Below are 21,673 nucleotides of genomic sequence, written 5' to 3'. Positions count from 1 at the left end.
TGTGCTTGAATATTAACGGGCTGGCGATTTTTATCGTTCTTATTGCGTATCGCCTTGCCTCATTCACAAGCATTCCGAAGGTTTTCCCAGGAATGCAGAGTAAGCATGATAACGGAGTCTTTCTGGTAGGAAAACAAGAGGCAAAGTCACTGTCGTTTAAAACGATAGAAATGATGAAGCCAGGCGATAAAGATAAAGCAGATATTGGCGAAAAGCGTGGTTTACATGTCTCCTGCGGTGCAACAGGGGTTAAGTCTTTTTTCTACCGTTATACGAGCCCTCTGACTGGCAAGCTCGCTCAAGTTAAAATCGGCAATTTTCCGCAGACTTCTCTCGCCGCTGCCCGTCTCAAACTCAACGAATTAAAGCTCGTGCGTCAGGACGGAAGATGCCCAGCTACTGAACTCAAGCAAGAAAACAATTGCGCGCAATCGAGGTTGAACAGGCCAAAGTGGCTGAATTAACCTGGCATCAATATTAGGAAGGGCTCATAGTGATGCAGCTATTCCACTTCTGAGTGGCTCCATTGATAATCTTGATTGCCGGCAGGCACGAAACCAGAGTGTAACCCAGCCTGGTTGAGACTATATTCTTTTAGTTTCAATCAGACTTCAGGCAGCATGACATGAGCTTCCGCGATGATTTTCACTTACAGCATGCTGCTCTATTGTTCTAACTACTTGAGTCTGCCGCGTATTTGTTGTGCCAGTTCATGCACTGCACGCGAGCGCTGCCCCCTGGCGTGATAAAGGTTGACAGAAAATAGCGGAAGTTCAGGTAAATTTTCATCAAAGGGGAGAATGACCAGATCGCTCGGAATGGTTGATGCCAGCCAGACACTGACGGCCAGATCGGCGCGAACCATAGCTTGCGTCGCATCAATACTGCCGCTTTCAAACAACGTTTGCCAGGTGGTTTCTCTCTCTCGCAACGCCTGCAATACCACCGCACGAAATGCGCAGGTTTCCGCAACCATAGACACCGGTAATGGACGTTTCAGAAACGCGGCACCGCCTTTGGCTCCAACCCACACCAGGCGATCAACTAACAGACATTCCCCTCCGGATTTTCCAGGCGGCTCTTCAACCAGTGCCAGATCGAGCGTACCGGCTGCGATCGCGGCAAGGAGCTCTGGCGATGACATGCAAACCAGTCGTAAATCCACCTGCGAATGCGCTGCCGCAAAATTTTTCAGGACAGGCGGCAACCACGTTCCGACAAGATCATACGGGACACCAAGCCGGATGACGCCATCAAGCGGCCCTTCCGTCATTTCCGCCCACAGTTCGTCGTTCAGGGTAATCAGGCGTCGTGCTTTTCCAAGCAAGCGTTCTCCACCAGGCGTCAGGCGTAGGGTTCGTTTTCCACGGAAAAACAGTACGCCAGAAAACGCCTCTAACCGGGCAACCTGCTGGCTGACAGCGCTCTGTGTAAGGTGTAAGGCGTTTCCGCCCGCTGTCATGCTGCCATGATCGGCAACGGCAACAAACGTACGTAGTAGCGTAATATCAAGATTTCGGCTCATACAATGCATTATAACTCGTAATATAAAGCATGCATATCATTAGCTTTCATCATGAATAGTGACACGGTAGAGTCCTGTCATAACCCTGGAGGCCTGTATGCTAATCGCTGAATATTTCCCACTGCTTTTGTTTGTGATTGTTTCCACCGTGACGCCTGGCGGTGCCACCACCTTAGCCACTGCATCTGGTGCCCATTTTGGTTATTATCGATCCATGCCCTTCATGTGCGGGATCGCGTTGGGACTTGCCTCGATGGCGGCTTGTGCCGCCGCGGGATTAGGCGGCGTGATTCTGGCTTTCCCTTCCTTGCAATTTGCCATGAAACTTGCGGGTAGCCTGTATTTGCTGTGGCTTGCGTGGAAGATGACCCGCAGCGGCCCACCGCATTTACATGCAAGTGTTGCCAGACCAACAACGTTCGTGGCGGCACTATGGCTGGTTTGGCACAATCCCAAAGGGTGGGCGATGACCCTGGGGGCAGCCGCTTCATTCGCTTCAATTGCCTCGCAACCCGTGTACCTTGTTTTTACTCTTGGTTGTTCATTTGGTATCGCCGCGATCCTCTCTCTCTCCCTGTGGTGTATTGCCGGTCTGTTGCTGGCGCGTCTGTTACGAACAGACGCGCAATGGCATGTTCTTAACACCATACTGGGGGGATTACTCGCTATTTCCGTCATTCCGATGTGGCTCTGACATCATTAATCCCTTTAACCTGACCCACCGGGAGTGCAGTTGCACAATGCAGCATTGGGGTTTGAGTAGGGTAGACTCGCGTCCGCTCAGTGCCGTGGAATCAACGGGTGAAGGGAATTTCCGGCCACCAGCGCTTTTTTCCATACTGGCGGTAATATCTTCCGGGTCATGATGTCCGGCGAAATTGACTACCATGTGCTATGGCTGATCTTGCGGAAACGAGCGCATCATCTCCAGCCCGGTACGCCCGACTCAATTATCCTCATAGTCTTTATCAGAAATGCGGTTGGATACGTTTTATTGTAGGCTTCAGGCCCTTTCGCATGACCTCCTCCCCTTGAAGCGATATCCTTGACCATATAAGGTTCAAAGGGGTGTTGAATTTATCCCACGGGGAAACCGCATCGCCCTTTCCGCCGCAGTTCACTATATTGGGAAACCCCATTTCTACATATAGTCGCGCCCGTCCAGCTCGTTATCAAACGCCGATATATTCAGATCAAGCTTGCCGCAAGCGCCAACATGAATTAAAGCTCTTTTGTCCTGATCGCAATTTGGCTGTCCTCAGGGCTAAACCGGGCAGGTAGTGATCAACCTGAAGGTTATGCTTTGGGTATAATGTGCGCCGGGGCGGAAGTTGGAACTCTAAAACCTTATATATCCTTACCCTTTTATTTTTTTGAATTATATGCAACAATTTTGGAATCGATCAATTCCAAAATAATGCGGATGATGTCAGAGCAACCACAAAAAGTTCGTGAACGCGGGCGTCCCCGGCAGTTTGACGTGGATGCGGCGCTTGACCTTGCCATCCTGGTTTTTCGTGAAAAGGGTTATTACAACGCTTCCATCAGCGATCTGAGCAAAGGCATGCAACTTGCCTCCGGGAGTATCTACAAAGCCTTTCACGACAAGCGTAACCTTTTTTTGCAAGCATTTGAGCGTTATACATCGCTGCGTATGAAGTCGCTACGCCAGCGACTGGCGCAACAGCCTGATGGTCGGTCAGGAATTGCTGAGCTGCTACGGTTCTATCTTGAATCTGCCAGTGATGCTGAAGGACGGCGTGGCTGCCTGGTCGTCGGCAGCGCCATCGAATTACAGCAGTTTGATGCCGGGCTTGCAGAACAGGTGCATGTTGCGCTTCAGCGTAATCAGCTAACTATCCAGCACCTGATTGAAAAGGGTCAGCAGGACGGCTCGGTTAACCCGCAACATGATGCTGAAGCGCTGACTAACATGCTGTTGTGTCTGGTGTTGGGTATGCGTGTAGCAGGGAAAATAAAGGATATAGCAGAGGGCGAGCTTCTGATTGCCACGGTTCACAGAATGCTTGATTAAAATTTTTACCAAATAAGGAAATGGTCATTTCCTAAATAAGTGGAGATTTCAATGTTCGACAAGACAATTGTTCCATCCTGGTCACAGCCTGTCACAGACATGCCAGGCTTTTCCCATTACTACGAAACAATAGATGGTGTTCGTTTGCACTATGTAAGAGGGGGCAATCCACAGGGTGAAGTCGTGTTGATGTTAGCTGGCTTTCCGCAAAGCTGGTACGCCTGGCGTCAGGTAATGGCACTGTTGGCTGACCGCTATTTGATTATCGCACTGGATCTGCCTGGGCAAGGTGATTCCGACAAACCGCAATCCGGCTATGATACGCAGGCCCTTGCAGGCAAGGTACAGGGCCTGATGCAAAAACTTGCGATTGATCGTTATTACCTTTCTGCTCACGATGTTGGAGCCTGGGTGGCCTGGCCTTACGCCATGCTCTACAGCCAGCAGGTGATCAAGCTGGCTCTTCTGGATGCGGGTATTCCCGGCATAACCCTGCCCGATGCCCTGCCTGTGACACCGGATAAGGCTTGGAAAACATGGCACTTTGCTTTCCATTTATTACCCGATCTTCCTGAAGCATTAATTACCGGACGTGAAGAGGTCTACCTTGAATGGTTCCTGCGACGCAAGGCAGCCAGTCCAATGGCCTTTAGCAATGCCGATATGGCGGAGTATATACGTTTGCTAACACAGAACGGCGCATTGCGTGCCGGCCTGGCGCCATACCGTGAGGTAATGACGTCAGCTGCACAGAACTGGGCCCTGAGTGAGCAATGTAAAATGACACTTCCACTGCTGGCTATTAGCGCGGAACAAGGTTCTATCCCCGATATGGCTGCGCCGTTAAGGCAGTTTGCTGATAATGTTACAGGTATCACTATCAAACATAGCGGTCATTTCATCCCGGATGAGCAACCGCAGGCACTGGCTGAGGAGCTGGCAACCTTTTTTTGTTAAATTGAGCCTGATAATTGAGTACTTATGGGGGCCTCCGATTAATAATATCGTTGTGTTGAAGGGGGCCACACCTGGCACGGAGCGGACAGAAAGCAAAGTAAACCATGTGTCGAACAAGACTATCCAGCGAACGTGGAAGCACCTTCCAACCCGCGTGGCGCTTATCGGTTTTCCCCTCTCTGTGACCTGCTCCCGCTGAACACACCACTACGTCAGCAATGACCTGTGAGTTCAACGGGGCGATGCAACGCTATCTTAATCAAGGGGGACGTTGCCATGAAACGAAGATTGCTTTCTTAGGCCTCGATCCGCATACCCCGCTTATTGAGGCTGTGCGTACCACGTTAATCGGCCAGGGCTGCATTAATCAGGCGCTATCCACGCAGTTGTGAGAGGGGGCGACGTTGAGTATCGTTTCTGATATGAAACTGCAAATCCAGAGATAGCCAGGTTTGTTGTGAGCGAAGATCGGATCTGCAGGCTTATAGCTAAGTCAGTCATCTCACGCAAGACTAAATGAAATTGAATCCGCCCAGGCTGCTGGAAATTGCCCAGAATCCTGTGGTAGCCCAGCGGACAAGAGACAGGTGGCATGACAACGATCTGTTTCGCTGTTGTCGGGCTTGGCGGTAATTTACTGCAGTTGCCGGTGCTTATACCCTTGCTTCTAACACTGCGGTAACAGCTTTTCCAGGGCATGGGGATATTCTTAAAAACATCGGTAAAGGCATAGCGTCTTTTGATTCTTTGTGCTGGTTTCAATGAGGTATGGTACAACAGGAGCTACCATTTCCCGGGAAAGAAATCAGCCTCTTTTATTGGTATAATAAATGTGGTGTATAGTAGATTACAGCATTGATTTTTTTAAAAGGGATCTTGGTGTAATACACAGAGAAAATCTTTCATTGGCTTTTTCTATGCTCCGTTATCAGTACAAATACTGAAGAATTACCTTTTAATTATAAAAATAGAACAGTGGGTAATATGAATATATTATTAAACTCATCGATGTATTTTTTTGAGCCATACATTCAGAATCTCCCACGTTGTAACCATACAAGGCGGCAGTTTTTCTTGCTTTTTCTTATTGGAGTGATTTGTCTGGCAGGCGGTACGGGATGGAGCGTAGCCTATATATTGGCGGGTAAACCCTATATAGCCGCCTTATGTATGTCTGTTGTTCTGGTGGGCTGTTATGCTATGAGAATGGCCTTCTCTGGGATCACCAAGAAAAAAGTACTGATATTCTCCCACCTAATACTTATTGTATGTATTTTAATTCCTTTGACTGACTATCCTGTTGACGGTATACCCCGTTCATCACACTCTTATCTTCTCGCCTATGCTGTTGGCGGTGCTTTATTTCTGCGGTATGAGCAGTTTTATGTCAAAACAGTAATGCCCTTTATCGCTTTTGCTTTTTATTTGGTCTATTCCGTATCGGGAATCTGTTTTACCACAGAAATACTCCGTCCTCCCGTATATATTATGGCTAAAGGAATTTTTATAAATTACTTTACCTCTATTTCCCTGATCTTTGGCATGCTACTTATTTCCAGAAGTAATTACACCGATGAAAAATGTTTAACATCGGCGCTTGCAAAATCTCTCAAAGCAAACCAGCTCTCTGTGTATTATCAACCACAAATCAATCGTGAAGGGAAAGTCATTTCCGCAGAGGCTCTCCTGCGCTGGGAACACCACACCAAAGGTTTTATATCACCCGAGCATTTTATTCCGATTGCTGAGGCGTCCGGATTAATATTACCGATTGGGTACTGGATGCTAGAGCGTGTGGGTGATGATTTACTGGAAATACGAAAGAAAGTCACAGACATGACGCTTTCAGTCAATATTAGTCCTGTCCAGCTTATGGATGCTGAGTTCATAGATACCATCGCTAAACTATTCAAAAAAAATACGTTAAGCTACAAGCTTATAAAATTTGAAATAACGGAAAGCGCTTTTATTTATGATAAAACGTACATTTATAAGATCATGAATGACCTGACGAAGAAAGGCATATTATGGTCGCTAGACGACCTGGGCTCAGGTTATGCCTCACTGAACATTTTAAATGAAATGCCGTTTGACGAGGTCAAAATTGATAAAAATTTATTAAGAGGCATCGACCAGAGTCACAAGAACAGAGTGATATTAGAGAAGATCATTGAAATCGCAAATGATGTGGGATTGAACATCGTTGTCGAAGGCATTGAAACTCAAAGCCTGGCCGAAACCGTCTTTGCCATGGGTTGCGATGTTCAACAAGGCTATTATTATGCACACCCCATGCCTTTAGCGGAGTTTATTTCATTTTGCGAACGTCATAACGCTCGCATGGGATGACCTGTGTATATATCTTAATACCTGGCGTTTAAGGCATGTCCCTACAACGGAAGAGAATTTATCAGGATTTTATAAAAACCTGACGTTGCTGCTTCATGACCGAGCTCGGTGTGACGCCAAATGCTTTACGGAATGCATGGCTGAAATGCGTGAAATCAGAGAATCCGTAGTCAAGTGCAGCCTCAGATACGCTACGCACTCGCCCCTGTTCAAGCGCATCACGGCTGGCTTGAAGCCGCTCTTGCCAGATAACGGCGGCTGGTGTTTTTTGATGTCGTGCAAAGGTCCGTGTAACCGTACGCACTGATACGTGATGAGCGAGAGCAATATTCTCTATGCTGAGCTCAGGGTTAGTAAGATTTCTGCTGATATAGTTTCTCATTTTTGCGTATAAATCGCGTTCTGAAGCTGCTGTATTGTGATCCTGCAATTCCAGGCTCAGAACCAGTAGATCCAGCATTGTTTGTGAAAAGCGACTGGCCATGGCCGGATTACTTATCAACACCGGTGTTTGAGCTGCCTGGTAAATCATCTCACGCAGAGGAATAATTCCCGGACGAGAATCATCAAGAATAGTGGCAGTCAGGGTCTCGCTGGCAGAGACTTTTCCTGCTAGCAGATGCCGGGGAATTCGTATCAGGTGGTTATTTTCGCCCCCAAGGCTGAACCGAAACGTCTGTGCCGCATCATAAAGAACTAAATCATTAGACGACAGACACGCTTTTCGCCCTCCCTGTTCCAGTTGGCCGTGTCCTCCCCGAAAGTAACCGAGCCATAAATCATCGTCCGGTCCTGTTCTCAGATGTCGTGATTTTCTCTCCCAGTGGTGGAGTGTTGAAGTGAGAGTGCACACATCCACAAGCCCCACTTCTCTTACGGCAAGTTCTCCATCAAACCCGCCATCAGCGGGTGGTTTGCCATCCGAAGGAATGCAGTGACGAAGAATAACATCATTCCAGTATTCGAAGCGGTGCTGCGCTGAAACATGTTCGGTTGAATAGCGTATATCCCGGGAAGTGGAATGACTGTTCACGGCAACACCTCATAGCAGAATGAATTATTTCAAACTGAAAGCAATATTTGCGCCATGACAATTTTGAGAGATATTTCATGGATAATAGATATATTCAGACGTGTTAAACGTGGAGCAGTGCACTATTAATGGGCAAAGCTGCACTGTTTCATTTCATCACGACTCCCCGGCAATAATAAATAGCAATGTGTCCTTCCTGACCAGACGATTGTCCGCTTAAGCCAGGTATCCGGCAGTTTTCTCCTTAGTATCAGTAGTGAATTTACCCATCGCTGAAACTCTATATCCGGGAGACTTTATGGAATCTGCCATTGATAAACACCTGCAATGCCCCCGCACACTTTCACGCCGGGTTCACGACGACTATCAGCCACCTTTTCCTATGTTTGTTGGACGTGCCAATGATGACCTGACACAGGTTGTTATGGCTTATCTGGGGGTGCAATTTCATGAAGAAAATCGTGAGAGCGCGGTCCGGGCAATGCAGCACATTGTGTCGACTTTTAGCCTGAGTAACGGGCCCGGCAATCATGACATCTCTTTTCATACCGATAACCAGGGCTACGGTAATTTTATCGTGGTGGGGTACTGGCGGGAGCCGGCTGCGTACTGCCGCTGGGTTCGTCAGCCGGAGATCGAAAACTGGTGGTCTTCAGATGAACGGCTGGTGGATGGCGTCGGTTATTTCCGTGAAATTATCGCCCCACGGGCGGAACAGTTTGAGACTCTGTATGCCTTTAAGGATGATCTGCCGGGCGTCGGCGCGGTGATGGATAATATCAGTAGTGAGATCCAGGAACATGGTTACTGGGGGTCTGTACGTGACCGCATCCCTGCATCCCAGAATGACTGGATGCAACCTGACAATGAACTGCGGATTATTTCTGGCGATCCTGAGGCTGGCGGCAGGGTCGTAGTGCAAGGGCATGACAACATTACGCTCATTCGTTCAGGGCAGGACTGGATGGAGGCGGAAGAACCAGAGCGTCAGCTTTACTTCACAGAAATGCTCCCTCCTTTGCAGGCGGGTATGGATTTTCTTCGCGATGAAGGTCAGTCGCTGGGTTGTTACAGCAACCGCTTTGTTCGTAACGTGGATATCAACGGAAATCTGCTGGATATTGCCTACGATATCGGCTTCTGGCGCTCACTTGATCGGCTTGAACGCTGGGCAGAATCACATCCCACACATCTTCGCATCTTCACCACGTTTTTCCGGGTGGTAACCGGATTGCAGAAACTGAGGCTTTACCACGAGGTTTCTGTTTCAGATGCCCGGTTTCAGACCTTCGAATATATCAACTGCCATCCGATGACCGGGATGCTGCGTGATGCTCAACGCTAAACAACACGGCAATCACTTCATTCTTCGGGGATACATTATGCACGCACTACGCTTTTGCCTGCCTGCCATACTGCTTGGTTCTGCGCCTGCGCTCGCTGTTGAGGTGGCGCCCGGCGACTATAGTCAATTTCCCGACGGTACCACAGTGGGACTACTTTATTATCAGCACGCTTCAACCGGCTCCGCACACTCCCGCGGTGACACAGTCAGCTCTGACTATAACTTGACCTCTGATATTGGCATGCTGCGCCTGCTGCACACGTTGCAGATCAGTGAATCCGCTACGCTCGACCCGCAATTCCTGTTGCCCTTTGGCCGAATATCAGGCGGTGGCGATGCGTCTTCTCTCGGCTCAGCCAGTGGTACCGGCGATCTAATCCTTACCGTGCCTTTAAAGGTAAAACTGAATGCCGGGGGTGATATTTTCGGCTTTGCTCCTTACCTCTATGTGCCGAGCGGCAATTATGACCACAACGATGCGCTAAATCTGGGAGAGAACCGCTGGAAGGTCGACCTGCAGGCGGCCTGGGTGAAATATTTCACTGAAAAATGGGCTCTGGATGTCGTTGGAGACGCCATTTGGTACGGCGACAATAACGATTATGGGCCCACCTCATCCCGCCTTCAGCAGGATAATGCATGGGCAACCCAGATTATGGGGCGCTATATGCCCGATCCCACACTGGCGTTCGGCCTGGGTTTTGGTCAGACCTGGGGCGGTGAAACCCTTATTGATGGTGACAAGCAAGATAATCCGACACAGACCACTAACGTCCGTATCACAGCAACGAAATTTGTTACCCCCCGCGATCAGTTCCAGATACAGCTGGGCAGGGACCTGCGCGTAGAAAACGGCGCAGAAGAGAATTTCAGGCTAAATCTCCGCTATGCACGTGTTTTCTGACGCTGTCTTTCCTGACCATGTCACTGTCCGTCTCAGCCAGGTCGAGGTAGTGCCAGTGCGATATGTTCAGATCAGGATCCCGTCAGTCATTCTTGATAGAAGGAATAAATATGTCTATTGAACGTCCTGATGCCAGCCAGTTACTGCAGCTTGCACGAGAGCTTCATCTGCAGCTTTCTGAAAGTGAGGCGGCAGAATATCTTGCCCTTATGCAGCCCAATCTCGACGCTTACGACCTGATTGATGGGCTAAGTGATGAGATCCCCTCAATTGAATATCCGCGTGAAAAAGGATATCGCCCTGAGGGCAAAGAAAATCCGCTCAACGCCTGGTATTACAAAAGCGAGGTGCAGGGGGCGCCGGAAGGCAAGCTTACCGGTAAAACCGTGGTCCTTAAGGACAATATTTCCCTGGCAGGCGTCCCGATGATGAACGGCGCAACCTCGCTTGAGGGCCATATACCTGCTTTTGATGCCACCGTGGTAACGCGTCTCCTTGATGCCGGTGCCACCATTCTTGGTAAAGCCACTTGTGAACATTTCTGCCTCTCAGGCGGTAGCCATACGTCAGATCCTGCTCCGGTACATAATCCCTGGCGCAGAGGGTACAGCGCGGGAGGCTCCTCATCGGGGAGTGCAGCGCTGGTGGCTGCCGGGGAAGTGGATATGGCGATAGGCTGCGACCAGGGGGGCTCCATCCGTATTCCGGCAGCTTTTTGTGGCGTTTACGGCATGAAGCCGACACACGGGTTGGTTCCCTATACCGGAATTATGCCGATCGAAGCCACCCTCGATCATGCCGGGCCGATTACCGCGACTGTGAAGGACAATGCCCTGATGCTGGAGGTAATGGCTGGACCGGACGGGCTTGATCCGCGGCAGTACACCTCCCGGGGAGGGATCTATACCGCGGCACTTGATAAGGGCGTCAGAGGACTGAAAATCGGGGTGGTAACGCAAGGATTCAAGTTGCCTAATCTCCAACCCCAGCTTGCTGAAAAGGTCCGTAATGCGGTGGTGCGGCTGGAAAGTCTTGGTGCCGTTGTCGGTGAAGTCTCTGTGCCCGGCCATCAGCTTGCCGCCTCGCTGTGGTCACCTATTGGATGCGAAGGACTCACCATGCAGATGATGCATGGCAATGGAATGGGTTTTAACTGGGAAGGACTCTACGACATATCCCTTCTGGATAAACATTCGGCCTGGCGTGACAGCGCGGACACACTTTCTCCCTCTCTCAAAATCTGCATGCTCATCGGCCAGTATGGACTGAAGCGCTATAAGGGACGTTATTACGCAAAGGCACAGAATCTGGCTCGCCGGGCCCGGGCGGACTATGACCGCGCACTTGGTGATTTCGATCTTTTGGTTATGCCAACAGTCCCGGTGACGGCCCAACCGCTGCCACAACCGGGTTGTTCAATTACCGAATCTATCTCCAGAGCATTCGAGATGATTGGCAACACGTCAGCACAGGACGTGACAGGTCATCCGGCCATGTCTGTACCCTGCGGGCTGGTTGACGGGCTACCGGTGGGCATGATGCTGATTGGGCGACACTACGCTGAAAGCACTATCTATCAGGCCGCAGCCGCGCTGGAAGCGAGTGGTAACTGGCGGGAGATGTAAGCGTTTGTAGCCCCTCTATTCAGGGCGATACAGCCGGGCCTGGGGCCCGGCAATGACATTAAACTTTCCGGAGATTTATCATGGCTCACGACCACGAACACCCCCATGACCATACTGAACCACCAGAGGAAATTGCGCTTCGCGTGAAGGCGCTGGAGTCCCTGCTGACCGAAAAAGGCCTCGTAGATCCCGCTGCGCTGGATGAGCTTATCGACACGTATGAGCACCGAATTGGCCCGAGGAACGGCGCGCTTGTCGTGGCAAAAGCCTGGACCGACCCTGATTATAAGGCTCGTCTTCTTGCCGATGGTACCGGGGCCATTGCGGAACTGGGTTTCTCAGGTGTGCAGGGCGAAGACATGATGGTGGTTGAAAATACTCCCGAGGTTCATAACGTAACGGTCTGTACGCTCTGCTCATGTTATCCCTGGCCAACACTCGGCCTTCCTCCCGCCTGGTACAAATCGGCTCCCTACCGATCGCGTATTGTCATTGAGCCCCGCAGTGTTCTGGCCGAGTTTGGTCTCAACATCAGCGAGGACAGGGAAATTCGGGTGTGGGACAGCAGCGCTGAGTTGCGCTATCTGGTTCTGCCGGAAAGACCTGCCGGGACTGAGGGCTGGAATGAAGAGCAACTGGTCGAACTGGTAACCCGTGATTCCATGATTGGTACGGGCTTGGCACTCCAGCCGGGTGATAAGTAACACACGGTATTTCTTTCAACTTTTTTGGAGGGTTAGATGAACGGGATACACGATCTTGGCGGCATGCATGGTATGGGCGCCATCATAACTGAAGAAAACGAGCCTCCTTTCCATCATGAATGGGAGAGGCGTACCTTTTCGCTTTTTGCCGCTCTGTTCGTTGGGGGGCATTTCAATGTTGATATGTTCCGGCATGCCATTGAGCGCATGAAACCGGCGCATTATCTCGAAGAAAGCTACTACGAACATTGGATGCATGCTTTCGAAACACTTCTGCTTGAGAGGGGAGCCATTACCGCAGATGAGCTTTCCGGTGCGGTTAAGCCGCTGGCAGCCTCGCCGGAAACACCGGTGCTGCGTCTGGATATGGTGCAGGCGGTTGTCAGTACTGGGGGATCTGCACGGGTAGCGATGGATGTGCCGGCCAGCTTTAAACCTGGTGACCTGGTTAGAACCAAAAATATCAATCCTTCCGGGCATACCCGCTTGCCGCGCTATGCCCGTGGCAAAATCGGTACGATTGTGATTGACCATGGCGTATTTATCACTCCGGATACGGCGGCTCATAACTTGGGTGAACATCCTCAGCATGTTTACAGCGTGAGCTTTGCCGCAACTGAGCTATGGGGCGAGAAAGCACCGCCTAAAGATACCGTGCGAATTGATCTGTGGGACGACTATCTGGAGGCGCTATGAGTTCAGAAATCCGGACAATCTCTGCTCCCTCTGTTGAGGACTGCGCCCCATTTGAACACCCGTGGCAGGCGCAGGTTTTTTCGTTGATCGTTTATCTTCACCAGGCCGGGCAGTTCAGTTGGAAGGCATGGGTGGATGTTTTCAGCAAGGAAATAAAAGCCAGCCCGATTCAGCAAGGCGAAAGCATCAACGATGCCTATTACCGGCAGTGGGTCTCTGCCGCAGAAAAAATGCTTCTGTCGCTGGAACTAACAGGGAAAGAAGATATTGCCCGGCGAGTCAATGAATGGCGTCAGGCTTATCTGAATACTCCACATGGGATGCCGGTTGTACTTACCAGTGCGACCTGCGCGCCAGCACATAATCATTACCATCCGGCACTTCGTATTCCCGTGTCGGTCAGCCCGGCATCCGCCAGAATGAAACCATGAATATTATCCACAGCCAGTAATGAGGAGGAAAAATGGAACATACCGCTAATACAATTGAAGTTGTGCAGGCACCTATTCCGCTTAATGCCATATTGCCGTGGATTGCATTTATCACGCTTATGGTGATGCTGTCTGTCTATTTTATCGGGGCAGAGCAGGGGGCCACTGCCGTTTTTTCCGGCAATCAGGTACACGAATACTTCCATGATGCCCGGCATCTGCTGGGATTCCCCTGCCACTGAGGATAAAACCATGACGGGAAAACTGCTGTTACAGGGGATGATTGCCGGGCTCCTTGCCGGCATTATCGCCTTTAGCTTCGCCCGTTTCTTCGGTGAGCCACAGATTGATCGTGCGATTTCATTTGAAGAAGCCCTTTCCCACAAGCAGTTAAATGGGGAAGGTGGGCATCACCACGAGGGTGACGCTGGTGGCGAAGTTTTTAGCCGGAAAACACAGTCTGGTGCAGGTCTGCTGAGCGGAATGATCCTCTTCAGTGCGGCGATGGGTGGTGCTCTGGCCCTTGTCTGGTCGTTTTGCTGGCAACGCACAGGACCGCGAGGAGCAAGAGCGTTGGCGTTGTCATTGTCGCTGGGCGGGTTTCTGATAATGAGCATGATACCGGGGCTGAAATACCCTCCTAACCCTCCTGCGGTAGGAGATCCTTCAACGATTGGCTATCGGACTGGGCTCTACTTCAGCATGCTGCTGGTTTCCGCTGTGATTGTCGTGACCGTTACGTGGAGCGCCCATCAACTTAGTCAGAGGCTGGGCGGGTGGAATGCTGCGTTGTGGGGAGGGTTGGCAGGGATGGTGATGCTGATTGCCGCCTGCATGCTGATGCCCGCAGTGAATGAGATTCCGGAGGGCTTCTCTGCCGATCTGCTGTGGCGTTTTCGCCTGAGTGCTTTCGGCACTCAGTTAACGATGTGGTGCGCAACGGGGTTGTTGTTTGGTTTATTTGCCGAAAGGACGCTGCGTAAGCCTGGGCATCGTTATCTGGCCGAAGGATGCTGACGGCATGGCCTTAGTGATGCAACTGATTTGCCAGGGGGAAACCCTGGCAAACAGGAACTCGCAGTTTCCGTTTGACGCTCCTCTTACTGAAACTTCCGTGAGCCGGGTCCATGAGCTAAAGAAATGCGTTGGGCCATTCAGTAAAATCTGGACCGCTCCGGATCTGCCTGCACGGCAGACAACATGTGAGCTGGGGCTAGAGGGCGAGTCCGTTCCGGAACTTATGGAACCCAGTTATGGCAGTTGGACGAGCATCCCGATTAAACAAATTATTGAGCAGGAGCATGAGGCATTTCAGTGCTGGCTTTCCGGGGACGCACCGCCAGGAGGAGAAAACATTGCGCAAGTGATGGCGCGCACGAGAACATGGCTGTCTCAGAGAATAGCGGATCAAGGATGTCAGTGCGCGATTGTTTCCTCTGCGGTTATCAGGGCGATAGTGATTCAACTGCTCGACGCACCTGCCAGTTCCTTTCAACTGATTGATATTCATCCGTTAAGCATGACGCTGTTGCGCAGTAATGGAAAGCGATGGCACCTTAACCTGACGCCATTCAGTTGAGAGTAAAGTCAGTCATTGCGTAGATTCTTGAGTCGCGTTTCTGGCGGACCTTTTCGGCTGGTTTGTTGTTGTCTTCGCCAGAGATACGTCAGAAATGCGTTCTGCTGATTTTTAGCGGTACGTGCAGTCATCGGTTTTAAATTCCCTGGATGACAGACGCAAAAAAGCCCCCGCAGGGGCAAGAGGGTTTTCTGTTGAAGGACGAAACGGGTCGCCTCACGGCGACCTTTTCGGCAGTTCCCTCCGCGACCATCTTACCTGGTCAGTTCTGCCGTCATATGGACGTTGTTTTTGAACTGCGCACTGGTGATTTTGTATGACGCGCCCTGCTCAGCAGCCTGTGCTGCGATTTTAGCTTCCGCGCGTTCCAGAGTGGAACCGGTCACACTGATGCTCTGAGCGAAGGCACCGAAAGACATCATGGAGAGAGTAGTAACTGCAACAAAAGTTTTGATGGATTTCATGGTCGTATTCCTTAAGTTATTTTGTTCGTGGTAGGGCGTTGTTGCCCTGATGTGATAAAGGATAGGACGACAAGCTGGTGATTAAAATCAAAACTATTTGCGGATATTGTTCAAAAAAATAGAACAAAAATGAAGGTGCCAAAGTGAGGCGTGAAGCCCTGGTTTCAGGGGGCCGCGCATCAACGGCCATACAACGTGGGTTATGGCCAATATCCGGAGGTCAGGTCTGCTATGAGCTGTGAATTCAACGGGTCGATGCACGCTATCTTAATCAAGGGGCCTTAAACATCGCCGCGACCCCGCACTTTTATTCAGCCGTTCTGATGGTTTCAAGATAGGCGTTGCACATGATGAGGAGCTGCCGGAGCACGTTGCCGGAACGTGCCGGAGTCAGATCCTGCTCAAACAGATTGCGCACTGTGCCAAATATGACGGTGATAAGCGTCTGGTTGACGCTGCTGACATCGTGAAACTTCATGTCGCTGGCGCTCTCAAGCATGGCCTTCGTCGCGCTGTTTACCCGATTGGCAAACGTGTCAATCAGCGGCTGGTTATCAAGCTCTGCCACCGAGCGATAGAGCGCTTTTGTCACTTCAATGCGCTCTGTTTTGGCCTCCCAGTAGGTCCTGATTAATGACTCAGTCATGGCGCTAACCGTCGCGCCATTCTGGTTCCGGCAGGTGACTTCTATCCTGTCGGCAAGCGCGGCTAAATAACGTTCATTGAGGGCATAAACCAGAGATTCTTTGTGGGGAAAGTACTGATACATCGTTCCCACGGACACGCCTGCCCGCTCGGCGACGCGAGTGGTTGTGAGACGATGTATGCCGTCTGCTACCAGAAGCTGAATGGTGGCTTCAAAAATAGCGTCCATTGTCACTGTTGCACGAGCCTGACGCGGCGTTCTGCGGGGCTTCAGCGAGATATGGCTGGATGTGGCCAAAAGCGAATTCCAAAGCTGAATGATGCTTCATATATTAACGCCTTACCGCATACGGAGGAAATAATCGATGAATGAGCAACGCATCGCTCTGGTTACCGGAGCTAATAAAGGCATTGGTTTTGAGATTGCACGTCAGCTGGCGCAGGCGGGAGTGATTGTTATCATGGGGGCGCGGGACTTTGGGCGTGGTAACGCTGCTGCAGATGCGCTGAAGACTCAGGGTTTGTCCGTTCGACACTGTGAACTTGATATCACCCGGCATGACAGCATTGCCGCTGCGGCTTCATCGATTAAAGCTGAATTTGGCAAGCTGGATATCCTGGTAAACAATGCCGGTGTATTTGATCATGCAGATGGTCCCCCGAGCAAAGCTGCCATCGACGCAGTCCGTCACGTGATGGAAACGAATTTTATCGGGACCCTGGCAGTCACCCAGGCAATGCTGCCGTTGCTGCAGGCCGTACCCGCTGCCCGGATAGTCAACGTGTCGAGCTCTTTAGGCTCGCTTACGCTGAACGGTGACCCAACCTCCACTTATTACGCCGCACAGTTCATTGGCTACAATGCCTCCAAGACCGCTTTGAATATGCTTACCGTTCAACTGAGTGAGGAACTGAAGGGCACTGGCATAACGGTTAACTCCGTCAGTCCAGGGTTTGTGAAAACGGACCTTACGGGCTATGGAACAATGACGCCAGCCGAGGGTGCAAAGCTGCCGGTTAAATTTGCGCTGGAAGGAAATGAATCAGGAGAGTTTATGGGACCTGACGGCAGAACACCCTGGTAAGTTGTGAGCCGGAAATATCTCAGTCCTGTGTTTTTCCGGCTCACCTGTCCACTTTTCCTGGCGAGAATGCCGCGAGGATGGTTTTGGCTCTAAGCGAGCTGCGGGTGCCTACTTTTGATGTCATATCTGCCTCATCTTCCCTACGTTAATCATGTTTAATGCCTCGAACGTTGGGCAAGAGATCATCCTTAAAAAGTCACATATTGCTTCTTTCGCAATCAATGTATAGATTGTATACATTGATTGCGAAAGAATGCTGAGGGAAGCATGAGCACAAAAAAAAATGTTGTAACCGTAAGATTAACTGATGAGCAACTGAAGGTTTTTACAGACTGGAAGGCAAAATTAGAGGGCGAATTAGGGATCGATGTTCCTTTGGGGGCCGTTATTCGTAGGGCGTTAGATGGCGCTATTCATATGTATAACCAGCGTATGGATCACGAAGTCCAGGCGGAAAAAAATCCGGACGAACACGCTGCACGAACACAAGGCGCTAACGCATATATCAGTGACTACAAGGAAGGGAAATAATCATGACCATCATCGACAGTAAAGCACATCACGCAGGGTTCAGAGAGCATTATGTGGATAATGCTAAGCCAGTATGGGATATCGGTCGCCCGCAAAAACCTTTCATCGAACACGCCTCTGATATACGCGGGCCAATCTTAGATATTGGTTGTGGTACGGGGACGCTTGCCGTTTACTTTGCAAAGCGTGGCGAACAGGTTACCGGGATTGATTTTGTTGAAGAGGCAATTGAGCGTGCTACCGCTAAGGCGAAGTCGGCTGGTCTTAACATCGACTTTATGGTTAAAGACTTTTTCACTATTAGCAGTTGGGAGCGAAAGTTTCAGACCATTATTGACAGTGGACTATTTCATATCTTTTCAGGCGATGAGGTGAGAAAGGCTGCTTACCTGGAAATCGTGAGTAAATTACTCAGCGATAATGGCCGACTTTATATTCTGGCCTGTAAAAAAGAAACCGGGATCGATGCAGGTATTAACGCTGATGAGATCTTTGAGACTTTCCATGAGCGCTTTATCGTTGAGTCATTGCATGAGTTTGAGGCCGAAACCGTAATTGGTGCAGCGGAAAACGCCCCCGGCAAACAGTGGCTAAGTTATTTTGCGGTGATTAAAAAACGGTAATGTTAAATAGGCTGCTTTCCCCCTTTTCAGGATCTGAGATTCCAGGTTAAAAGCGAGAATAAAGGTCTGCTGTTCTTATTTAAATGTTTCCTACGGGCTCGAAGCAGTCTGCTGTGAGCGAGGAGCGGATGTGAAATCTATTTTCCCCGGGTTACAACTCACATGGCTATTAACGTTGGTGAAGTTGTAGGTTTGCGGTTCCGTACAAGGCTTTTTTCCCTTTGGTCGGCTATCTCCGGGGCTATGTGTGATAATTTCTATGGGTATTAATTATTATATATTCGAATTTTCGTATGTAAGTTTGATTTTATCCCTCCCGGGAGTATCCTGTGTATAAATGAGAAGGAGGAATAATGCCGTTAACAGCCCTGCAGCTTTTCAAAAACCTGTCCGATGAAACTCGCCTGGATATTGTCCTGCTGCTCCGGGAGATGGGAGAGCTGTGCGTGTGTGATCTTTGCACTGCGCTGGAGCAGTCGCAGCCCAAGATATCCCGTCATCTGGCAATGCTGCGGGAGAGTGGTTTATTGCTGGATCGCAAGCAGGGTAAGTGGGTTCATTACCGCTTATCTCCGCATATTCCTTCATGGGCGGCACAGGTGGTTGAGCAAGCCTGGTTGAGCCAACTGGGCGACGTACAAACCATCGCCCGTAAGCTGGCATCGGCAAACTGCTCTGGTAACGGTAAGGCTATTTGTATCTAAAAAATTTGCCTGAACGTATGTGATTTTTCGAATATAAGGTGTTCGGAATGAAAACGTTAACGGTGTTTGACCCGGCAATGTGCTGCAGTACCGGCGTATGTGGTTCAGAGGTCGATCAGGTTCTGGTTGATTTTTCTGCGGATGTGCAATGGCTGAAAGAGCGTGGTGTAGAAGTCGAGCGTTACAACCTGGCGCAACAGCCTATGAGCTTCGTCCAGAACGAGAAGGTGAAAATATTCCTTGAAGCTTCTGGGGCTGAAGGACTTCCGCTGTTGCTGCTGGACGGTGAAACGGTAATGGCAGGACGATACCCAAAACGCGCTGAACTGGCTCGCTGGTTTGGTATTCCGCTGGAGAAAGTGGGGTTAGCTCCCGCCCGTTGCTGTGGTGGCAATACATCCTGTTGCTGAGTATGCCAGGAGGACATATGAAATTCTTACAGAATATCCCGCCCTACCTTTTTTTTACCGGTAAGGGAGGTGTGGGTAAAACCTCCATTTCCTGCGCCACGGCTATCCGTCTGGCAGAACTGGGTAAGCAGGTTTTGCTGGTCAGTACCGATCCGGCCTCCAATGTTGGCCAGGTATTCGATCAGACTATCGGTAACACAATCCATCCTGTGAATTCTGTCCCCGGGCTTTCCGCACTGGAGATTGACCCACAGGAGGCCGCCCAGCAATATCGGGCCAGAATCGTTGATCCTATCAAAGGCCTTCTTCCTGAGGACGTTGTTAAAAGTATCAGTGAGCAGCTTTCGGGAGCCTGTACAACTGAGATTGCGGCATTCGATGAGTTCACCGGCTTATTGACCGATGTTTCCTTGCTGACCCGTTTTGATCACATTATTTTTGATACTGCCCCGACAGGCCATACTATTCGCTTGCTCCAGCTTCCAGGGGCCTGGAGTAGCTTCATTGAAAGTAACCCGGGCGGAGCTTCCTGCCTCGGCCCAATGGCCGGTCTGGAAAAGCAACGTGAGCAGTATGCGCATGCGGTTGAAGCGTTATCCGATCCTGAACGTACCCGCCTGGTTCTGGTTTCACGATTACAAAAATCAACGCTGCAGGAAGTCGCGCGCACCCATGAAGAACTGGCTATGATCGGCCTGAAAAGCCAGTATCTGGTTATTAATGGTGTTCTACCGGCAACTGAAGCAGAACACGACATACTGGCCGCCGCGATATGGCAACGGGAGCAGGAGGCACTGGCAAATCTTTCTGCCGGTTTATCTGAGCTACCGACAGATACCTTATTACTGCAGCCACTCAACATGGTTGGTGTGCCTGCATTGAAAGGGCTACTGAACACACATTCTGAGGCATTACCGTGCCCTGTAACGAATGCCATGCACCCACCTGAAAACCTGTCACTCTCTGGCATGGTCGATGATATCGCCCGCAGTGAACACGGGCTGATTATGCTGATGGGCAAAGGTGGCGTGGGTAAAACCACAATGGCTGCTGCCATCGCTGTCAGACTGGCAGACAGGGGTTTTGATGTCCATCTCACCACCTCAGATCCTGCGGCGCACCTCAGCACAACGCTCAACGGTAGCCTGAATAATCTGCAGGTCAGCAGGATCAATCCACACGATGAAACCGAACGCTATCGCCAGCATATCCTTGAGACGAAGGGCAGAGATCTGGATGAGGCCGGGAAGCGACTGCTGGAAGAGGATTTGCGCTCTCCCTGCACTGAAGAGATAGCCGTCTTCCAGGCATTTTCCCGAGTGATACGCGAAGCAGGTAAGCGGTTTGTGGTGATGGATACGGCACCTACGGGACACACGCTGTTGTTGCTGGACGCAACCGGGGCCTATCACCGAGAAATTGCCAAAAAAATGGGGAACAAAGGTCATTTTACTACTCCAATGATGCAGCTACAGGACCCGGCACGAACAAAAGTGCTACTGGTCACGCTCCCGGAAACCACACCTGTGTTGGAAGCAGTAAACCTGCAAGCCGATCTCGAAAGAGCAGGGATTCATCCGTGGGGCTGGATTATCAATAACAGCCTTTCCATTGCTGATACTCACTCACCCCTGCTTTGCCAGCGAGCGCGGCAGGAATTACCTCAGATTGAGGCAGTAAAACACCAGCATGCAAGTCGTGTCGCACTTGTTCCGGTATTGGCGTCAGAACCGACCGGCATTGAAAAACTCAGGGCGTTGACGAGTTAATTTTTTTGCATAGACAGGGCAGCAGAATTGCCCTGTCTGGAGGATGTATTTATATTAGCAACGGTGTCGTTGCAGAAATGTGTTGATTCAAGGTTTTGTTTGATCTCCAGGGAATATTTTGAGTTATATATTTCTCCTGATATATTATGAGCGGTTTGTCTTGAAAAGATATTTTTGTCTGTTTGCTTTTTTATATACAATGACGATTTAACTAATACGTTGAAAATCAAGAACAGAATTCCATTCAGTCAGCGAATAA

Annotated in this window: 25 protein-coding genes; 21 read left to right on the top strand and 4 right to left on the bottom strand. The window is 50.2% G+C overall.

All coding sequences use genetic code 11. From position 1 onward, the window contains the following. Positions 1-5: 5 nt before the first annotated feature. Positions 6-464, top strand: coding sequence for an Arm DNA-binding domain-containing protein (locus BM427_RS09155; RefSeq protein WP_244316548.1), 459 nt, complete (start codon positions 6-8; stop codon positions 462-464). 212 nt (positions 465-676) lie between these two features. On the opposite strand, the gene BM427_RS09150 is transcribed toward BM427_RS09155, so the two are convergent. Beyond that, on the bottom strand, positions 677-1,525 hold the full coding sequence (locus tag BM427_RS09150; RefSeq protein ID WP_090121032.1) for a LysR family transcriptional regulator: 849 nt from the start codon (positions 1,523-1,525) through the stop codon (positions 677-679). 97 nt (positions 1,526-1,622) lie between these two features. On the opposite strand from BM427_RS09150, the gene BM427_RS09145 reads away from it, so the two are divergent. The 5 genes from BM427_RS09145 to BM427_RS09130 all read left to right on the top strand — a co-directional run bounded on the left by BM427_RS09145 (position 1,623) and on the right by BM427_RS09130 (position 6,866). Beyond that, positions 1,623-2,219 carry a LysE family translocator gene (locus BM427_RS09145; RefSeq protein ID WP_090121031.1) on the top strand — a complete coding sequence of 199 codons (597 nt, stop codon included), beginning with the start codon at positions 1,623-1,625 and terminating at the stop codon, positions 2,217-2,219. A gap of 732 nt (positions 2,220-2,951) precedes the next feature. Continuing rightward, positions 2,952-3,560, top strand: a complete 609-nt coding sequence (locus BM427_RS09140; RefSeq protein WP_090121029.1) for a TetR/AcrR family transcriptional regulator — start codon at positions 2,952-2,954, stop codon at positions 3,558-3,560. 51 nt (positions 3,561-3,611) lie between these two features. After that, complete coding sequence (locus BM427_RS09135; protein WP_090121028.1) at positions 3,612-4,517, top strand: alpha/beta fold hydrolase; 906 nt, start codon at positions 3,612-3,614, stop codon at positions 4,515-4,517. A gap of 242 nt (positions 4,518-4,759) precedes the next feature. After that, positions 4,760-4,909, top strand: coding sequence for a hypothetical protein (locus tag BM427_RS25275; protein ID WP_208809132.1), 150 nt, complete (start codon positions 4,760-4,762; stop codon positions 4,907-4,909). Positions 4,910-5,501: 592 nt separating this feature from the next. Further along, positions 5,502-6,866, top strand: coding sequence for an EAL domain-containing protein (locus BM427_RS09130; RefSeq protein ID WP_090121027.1), 1,365 nt, complete (start codon positions 5,502-5,504; stop codon positions 6,864-6,866). Between the two features lie 61 nt (positions 6,867-6,927). Here BM427_RS09130 and BM427_RS09125 read toward each other — a convergent pair whose 3' ends face one another. Further along, positions 6,928-7,899, bottom strand: a complete 972-nt coding sequence (locus tag BM427_RS09125; RefSeq protein WP_090121025.1) for a helix-turn-helix domain-containing protein — start codon at positions 7,897-7,899, stop codon at positions 6,928-6,930. A gap of 298 nt (positions 7,900-8,197) precedes the next feature. Between BM427_RS09125 and oxdA the strand changes: the two genes are divergently transcribed. The 9 genes from oxdA to BM427_RS09080 all read left to right on the top strand — a co-directional run bounded on the left by oxdA (position 8,198) and on the right by BM427_RS09080 (position 15,183). Then, positions 8,198-9,244 (top strand): aliphatic aldoxime dehydratase, encoded by a 1,047-nt coding sequence (gene oxdA, locus BM427_RS09120; RefSeq protein WP_090121024.1) that lies wholly within the window; start codon positions 8,198-8,200, stop codon positions 9,242-9,244. Beyond that, entirely contained in the window at positions 9,231-10,148 is a 918-nt protein-coding gene (locus BM427_RS09115; RefSeq protein ID WP_244316549.1) for a transporter, read from the top strand. The genes oxdA and BM427_RS09115 overlap by 14 nt, the downstream gene beginning before the upstream one ends. A gap of 110 nt (positions 10,149-10,258) precedes the next feature. Further along, positions 10,259-11,773 (top strand): amidase, encoded by a 1,515-nt coding sequence (locus tag BM427_RS09110; RefSeq protein ID WP_090121021.1) that lies wholly within the window; start codon positions 10,259-10,261, stop codon positions 11,771-11,773. An 80-nt stretch (positions 11,774-11,853) separates the two neighbouring features. Beyond that, positions 11,854-12,477 carry a nitrile hydratase subunit alpha gene (nthA, locus tag BM427_RS09105; protein WP_090121020.1) on the top strand — a complete coding sequence of 208 codons (624 nt, stop codon included), beginning with the start codon at positions 11,854-11,856 and terminating at the stop codon, positions 12,475-12,477. A gap of 36 nt (positions 12,478-12,513) precedes the next feature. After that, entirely contained in the window at positions 12,514-13,173 is a 660-nt protein-coding gene (gene nthB / locus BM427_RS09100; RefSeq protein ID WP_090121018.1) for a nitrile hydratase subunit beta, read from the top strand. Beyond that, entirely contained in the window at positions 13,170-13,604 is a 435-nt protein-coding gene (locus BM427_RS09095) for a nitrile hydratase accessory protein (protein ID WP_090121017.1), read from the top strand. The genes nthB and BM427_RS09095 overlap by 4 nt, the downstream gene beginning before the upstream one ends. Positions 13,605-13,636: 32 nt before the next feature. Beyond that, on the top strand, positions 13,637-13,846 hold the full coding sequence (locus BM427_RS09090; protein ID WP_090121016.1) for a CbtB domain-containing protein: 210 nt from the start codon (positions 13,637-13,639) through the stop codon (positions 13,844-13,846). Positions 13,847-13,856: 10 nt separating this feature from the next. Beyond that, positions 13,857-14,621, top strand: a complete 765-nt coding sequence (locus BM427_RS09085; protein WP_090121014.1) for a CbtA family protein — start codon at positions 13,857-13,859, stop codon at positions 14,619-14,621. A 4-nt stretch (positions 14,622-14,625) separates the two neighbouring features. Beyond that, on the top strand, positions 14,626-15,183 hold the full coding sequence (locus BM427_RS09080; protein WP_090121013.1) for a histidine phosphatase family protein: 558 nt from the start codon (positions 14,626-14,628) through the stop codon (positions 15,181-15,183). A 254-nt stretch (positions 15,184-15,437) separates the two neighbouring features. Here BM427_RS09080 and BM427_RS09075 read toward each other — a convergent pair whose 3' ends face one another. Then, positions 15,438-15,647, bottom strand: coding sequence for a YdgH/BhsA/McbA-like domain containing protein (locus BM427_RS09075; RefSeq protein ID WP_090121012.1), 210 nt, complete (start codon positions 15,645-15,647; stop codon positions 15,438-15,440). A gap of 307 nt (positions 15,648-15,954) precedes the next feature. Further along, positions 15,955-16,590: a TetR/AcrR family transcriptional regulator gene (locus BM427_RS09070; protein ID WP_208809133.1), complete on the bottom strand. Its 636-nt coding sequence runs from the start codon at positions 16,588-16,590 to the stop codon at positions 15,955-15,957. Positions 16,591-16,657: 67 nt separating this feature from the next. On the opposite strand from BM427_RS09070, the gene BM427_RS09065 reads away from it, so the two are divergent. From BM427_RS09065 to arsA, 6 genes are all read left to right on the top strand, one after another. Beyond that, positions 16,658-17,377, top strand: a complete 720-nt coding sequence (locus BM427_RS09065; protein ID WP_090121008.1) for an SDR family oxidoreductase — start codon at positions 16,658-16,660, stop codon at positions 17,375-17,377. A 267-nt stretch (positions 17,378-17,644) separates the two neighbouring features. After that, entirely contained in the window at positions 17,645-17,908 is a 264-nt protein-coding gene (locus BM427_RS09060; RefSeq protein WP_090121006.1) for a hypothetical protein, read from the top strand. Between the two features lie 2 nt (positions 17,909-17,910). Continuing rightward, the gene (locus tag BM427_RS09055) at positions 17,911-18,531 is read left to right on the top strand and encodes a class I SAM-dependent methyltransferase (protein WP_090121004.1); all 621 of its coding nucleotides are present in this window, start codon (positions 17,911-17,913) and stop codon (positions 18,529-18,531) included. Between the two features lie 353 nt (positions 18,532-18,884). Continuing rightward, on the top strand, positions 18,885-19,235 hold the full coding sequence (arsR, locus tag BM427_RS09050; RefSeq protein ID WP_090121003.1) for an As(III)-sensing metalloregulatory transcriptional repressor ArsR: 351 nt from the start codon (positions 18,885-18,887) through the stop codon (positions 19,233-19,235). A gap of 47 nt (positions 19,236-19,282) precedes the next feature. Beyond that, on the top strand, positions 19,283-19,645 hold the full coding sequence (gene arsD / locus BM427_RS09045; RefSeq protein ID WP_090121001.1) for an arsenite efflux transporter metallochaperone ArsD: 363 nt from the start codon (positions 19,283-19,285) through the stop codon (positions 19,643-19,645). A gap of 17 nt (positions 19,646-19,662) precedes the next feature. Then, the gene (arsA, locus tag BM427_RS09040; protein WP_090121000.1) at positions 19,663-21,414 is read left to right on the top strand and encodes an arsenite efflux transporter ATPase subunit ArsA; all 1,752 of its coding nucleotides are present in this window, start codon (positions 19,663-19,665) and stop codon (positions 21,412-21,414) included. The last annotated feature ends 259 nt before the right edge of the window (positions 21,415-21,673 follow it).

The organism is Kosakonia arachidis, assembly GCF_900116535.1.
In the GTDB taxonomy this organism is placed as follows: Bacteria; Pseudomonadota; Gammaproteobacteria; order Enterobacterales; family Enterobacteriaceae; genus Kosakonia; species Kosakonia arachidis.
The sequence above is the reverse complement of the archived record's forward strand: the minus strand, read 5'-3'. Positions and strand labels throughout refer to the sequence as shown.

Bases quoted from the DNA above. Each gene is read 5' to 3' on its own strand.
- BM427_RS09150 (WP_090121032.1), bottom strand. From the start codon at position 1,525: ATGAGCCGAAATCTTGATATTACGCTACTACGTACGTTTGTTGCCGTT.
- BM427_RS09145 (WP_090121031.1), top strand. From the start codon at position 1,623: ATGCTAATCGCTGAATATTTCCCACTGCTTTTGTTTGTGATTGTTTCC.
- BM427_RS09140 (WP_090121029.1), top strand. From the start codon at position 2,952: ATGTCAGAGCAACCACAAAAAGTTCGTGAACGCGGGCGTCCCCGGCAG.
- BM427_RS09135 (WP_090121028.1), top strand. From the start codon at position 3,612: ATGTTCGACAAGACAATTGTTCCATCCTGGTCACAGCCTGTCACAGAC.
- BM427_RS25275 (WP_208809132.1), top strand. From the start codon at position 4,760: ATGCAACGCTATCTTAATCAAGGGGGACGTTGCCATGAAACGAAGATT.
- BM427_RS09130 (WP_090121027.1), top strand. From the start codon at position 5,502: ATGAATATATTATTAAACTCATCGATGTATTTTTTTGAGCCATACATT.
- oxdA (WP_090121024.1), top strand. From the start codon at position 8,198: ATGGAATCTGCCATTGATAAACACCTGCAATGCCCCCGCACACTTTCA.
- BM427_RS09115 (WP_244316549.1), top strand. From the start codon at position 9,231: ATGCTCAACGCTAAACAACACGGCAATCACTTCATTCTTCGGGGATAC.
- BM427_RS09110 (WP_090121021.1), top strand. From the start codon at position 10,259: ATGTCTATTGAACGTCCTGATGCCAGCCAGTTACTGCAGCTTGCACGA.
- nthA (WP_090121020.1), top strand. From the start codon at position 11,854: ATGGCTCACGACCACGAACACCCCCATGACCATACTGAACCACCAGAG.
- nthB (WP_090121018.1), top strand. From the start codon at position 12,514: ATGAACGGGATACACGATCTTGGCGGCATGCATGGTATGGGCGCCATC.
- BM427_RS09095 (WP_090121017.1), top strand. From the start codon at position 13,170: ATGAGTTCAGAAATCCGGACAATCTCTGCTCCCTCTGTTGAGGACTGC.
- BM427_RS09090 (WP_090121016.1), top strand. From the start codon at position 13,637: ATGGAACATACCGCTAATACAATTGAAGTTGTGCAGGCACCTATTCCG.
- BM427_RS09085 (WP_090121014.1), top strand. From the start codon at position 13,857: ATGACGGGAAAACTGCTGTTACAGGGGATGATTGCCGGGCTCCTTGCC.
- BM427_RS09080 (WP_090121013.1), top strand. From the start codon at position 14,626: ATGGCCTTAGTGATGCAACTGATTTGCCAGGGGGAAACCCTGGCAAAC.
- BM427_RS09075 (WP_090121012.1), bottom strand. From the start codon at position 15,647: ATGAAATCCATCAAAACTTTTGTTGCAGTTACTACTCTCTCCATGATG.
- BM427_RS09065 (WP_090121008.1), top strand. From the start codon at position 16,658: ATGAATGAGCAACGCATCGCTCTGGTTACCGGAGCTAATAAAGGCATT.
- BM427_RS09060 (WP_090121006.1), top strand. From the start codon at position 17,645: ATGAGCACAAAAAAAAATGTTGTAACCGTAAGATTAACTGATGAGCAA.
- BM427_RS09055 (WP_090121004.1), top strand. From the start codon at position 17,911: ATGACCATCATCGACAGTAAAGCACATCACGCAGGGTTCAGAGAGCAT.
- arsR (WP_090121003.1), top strand. From the start codon at position 18,885: ATGCCGTTAACAGCCCTGCAGCTTTTCAAAAACCTGTCCGATGAAACT.
- arsD (WP_090121001.1), top strand. From the start codon at position 19,283: ATGAAAACGTTAACGGTGTTTGACCCGGCAATGTGCTGCAGTACCGGC.
- arsA (WP_090121000.1), top strand. From the start codon at position 19,663: ATGAAATTCTTACAGAATATCCCGCCCTACCTTTTTTTTACCGGTAAG.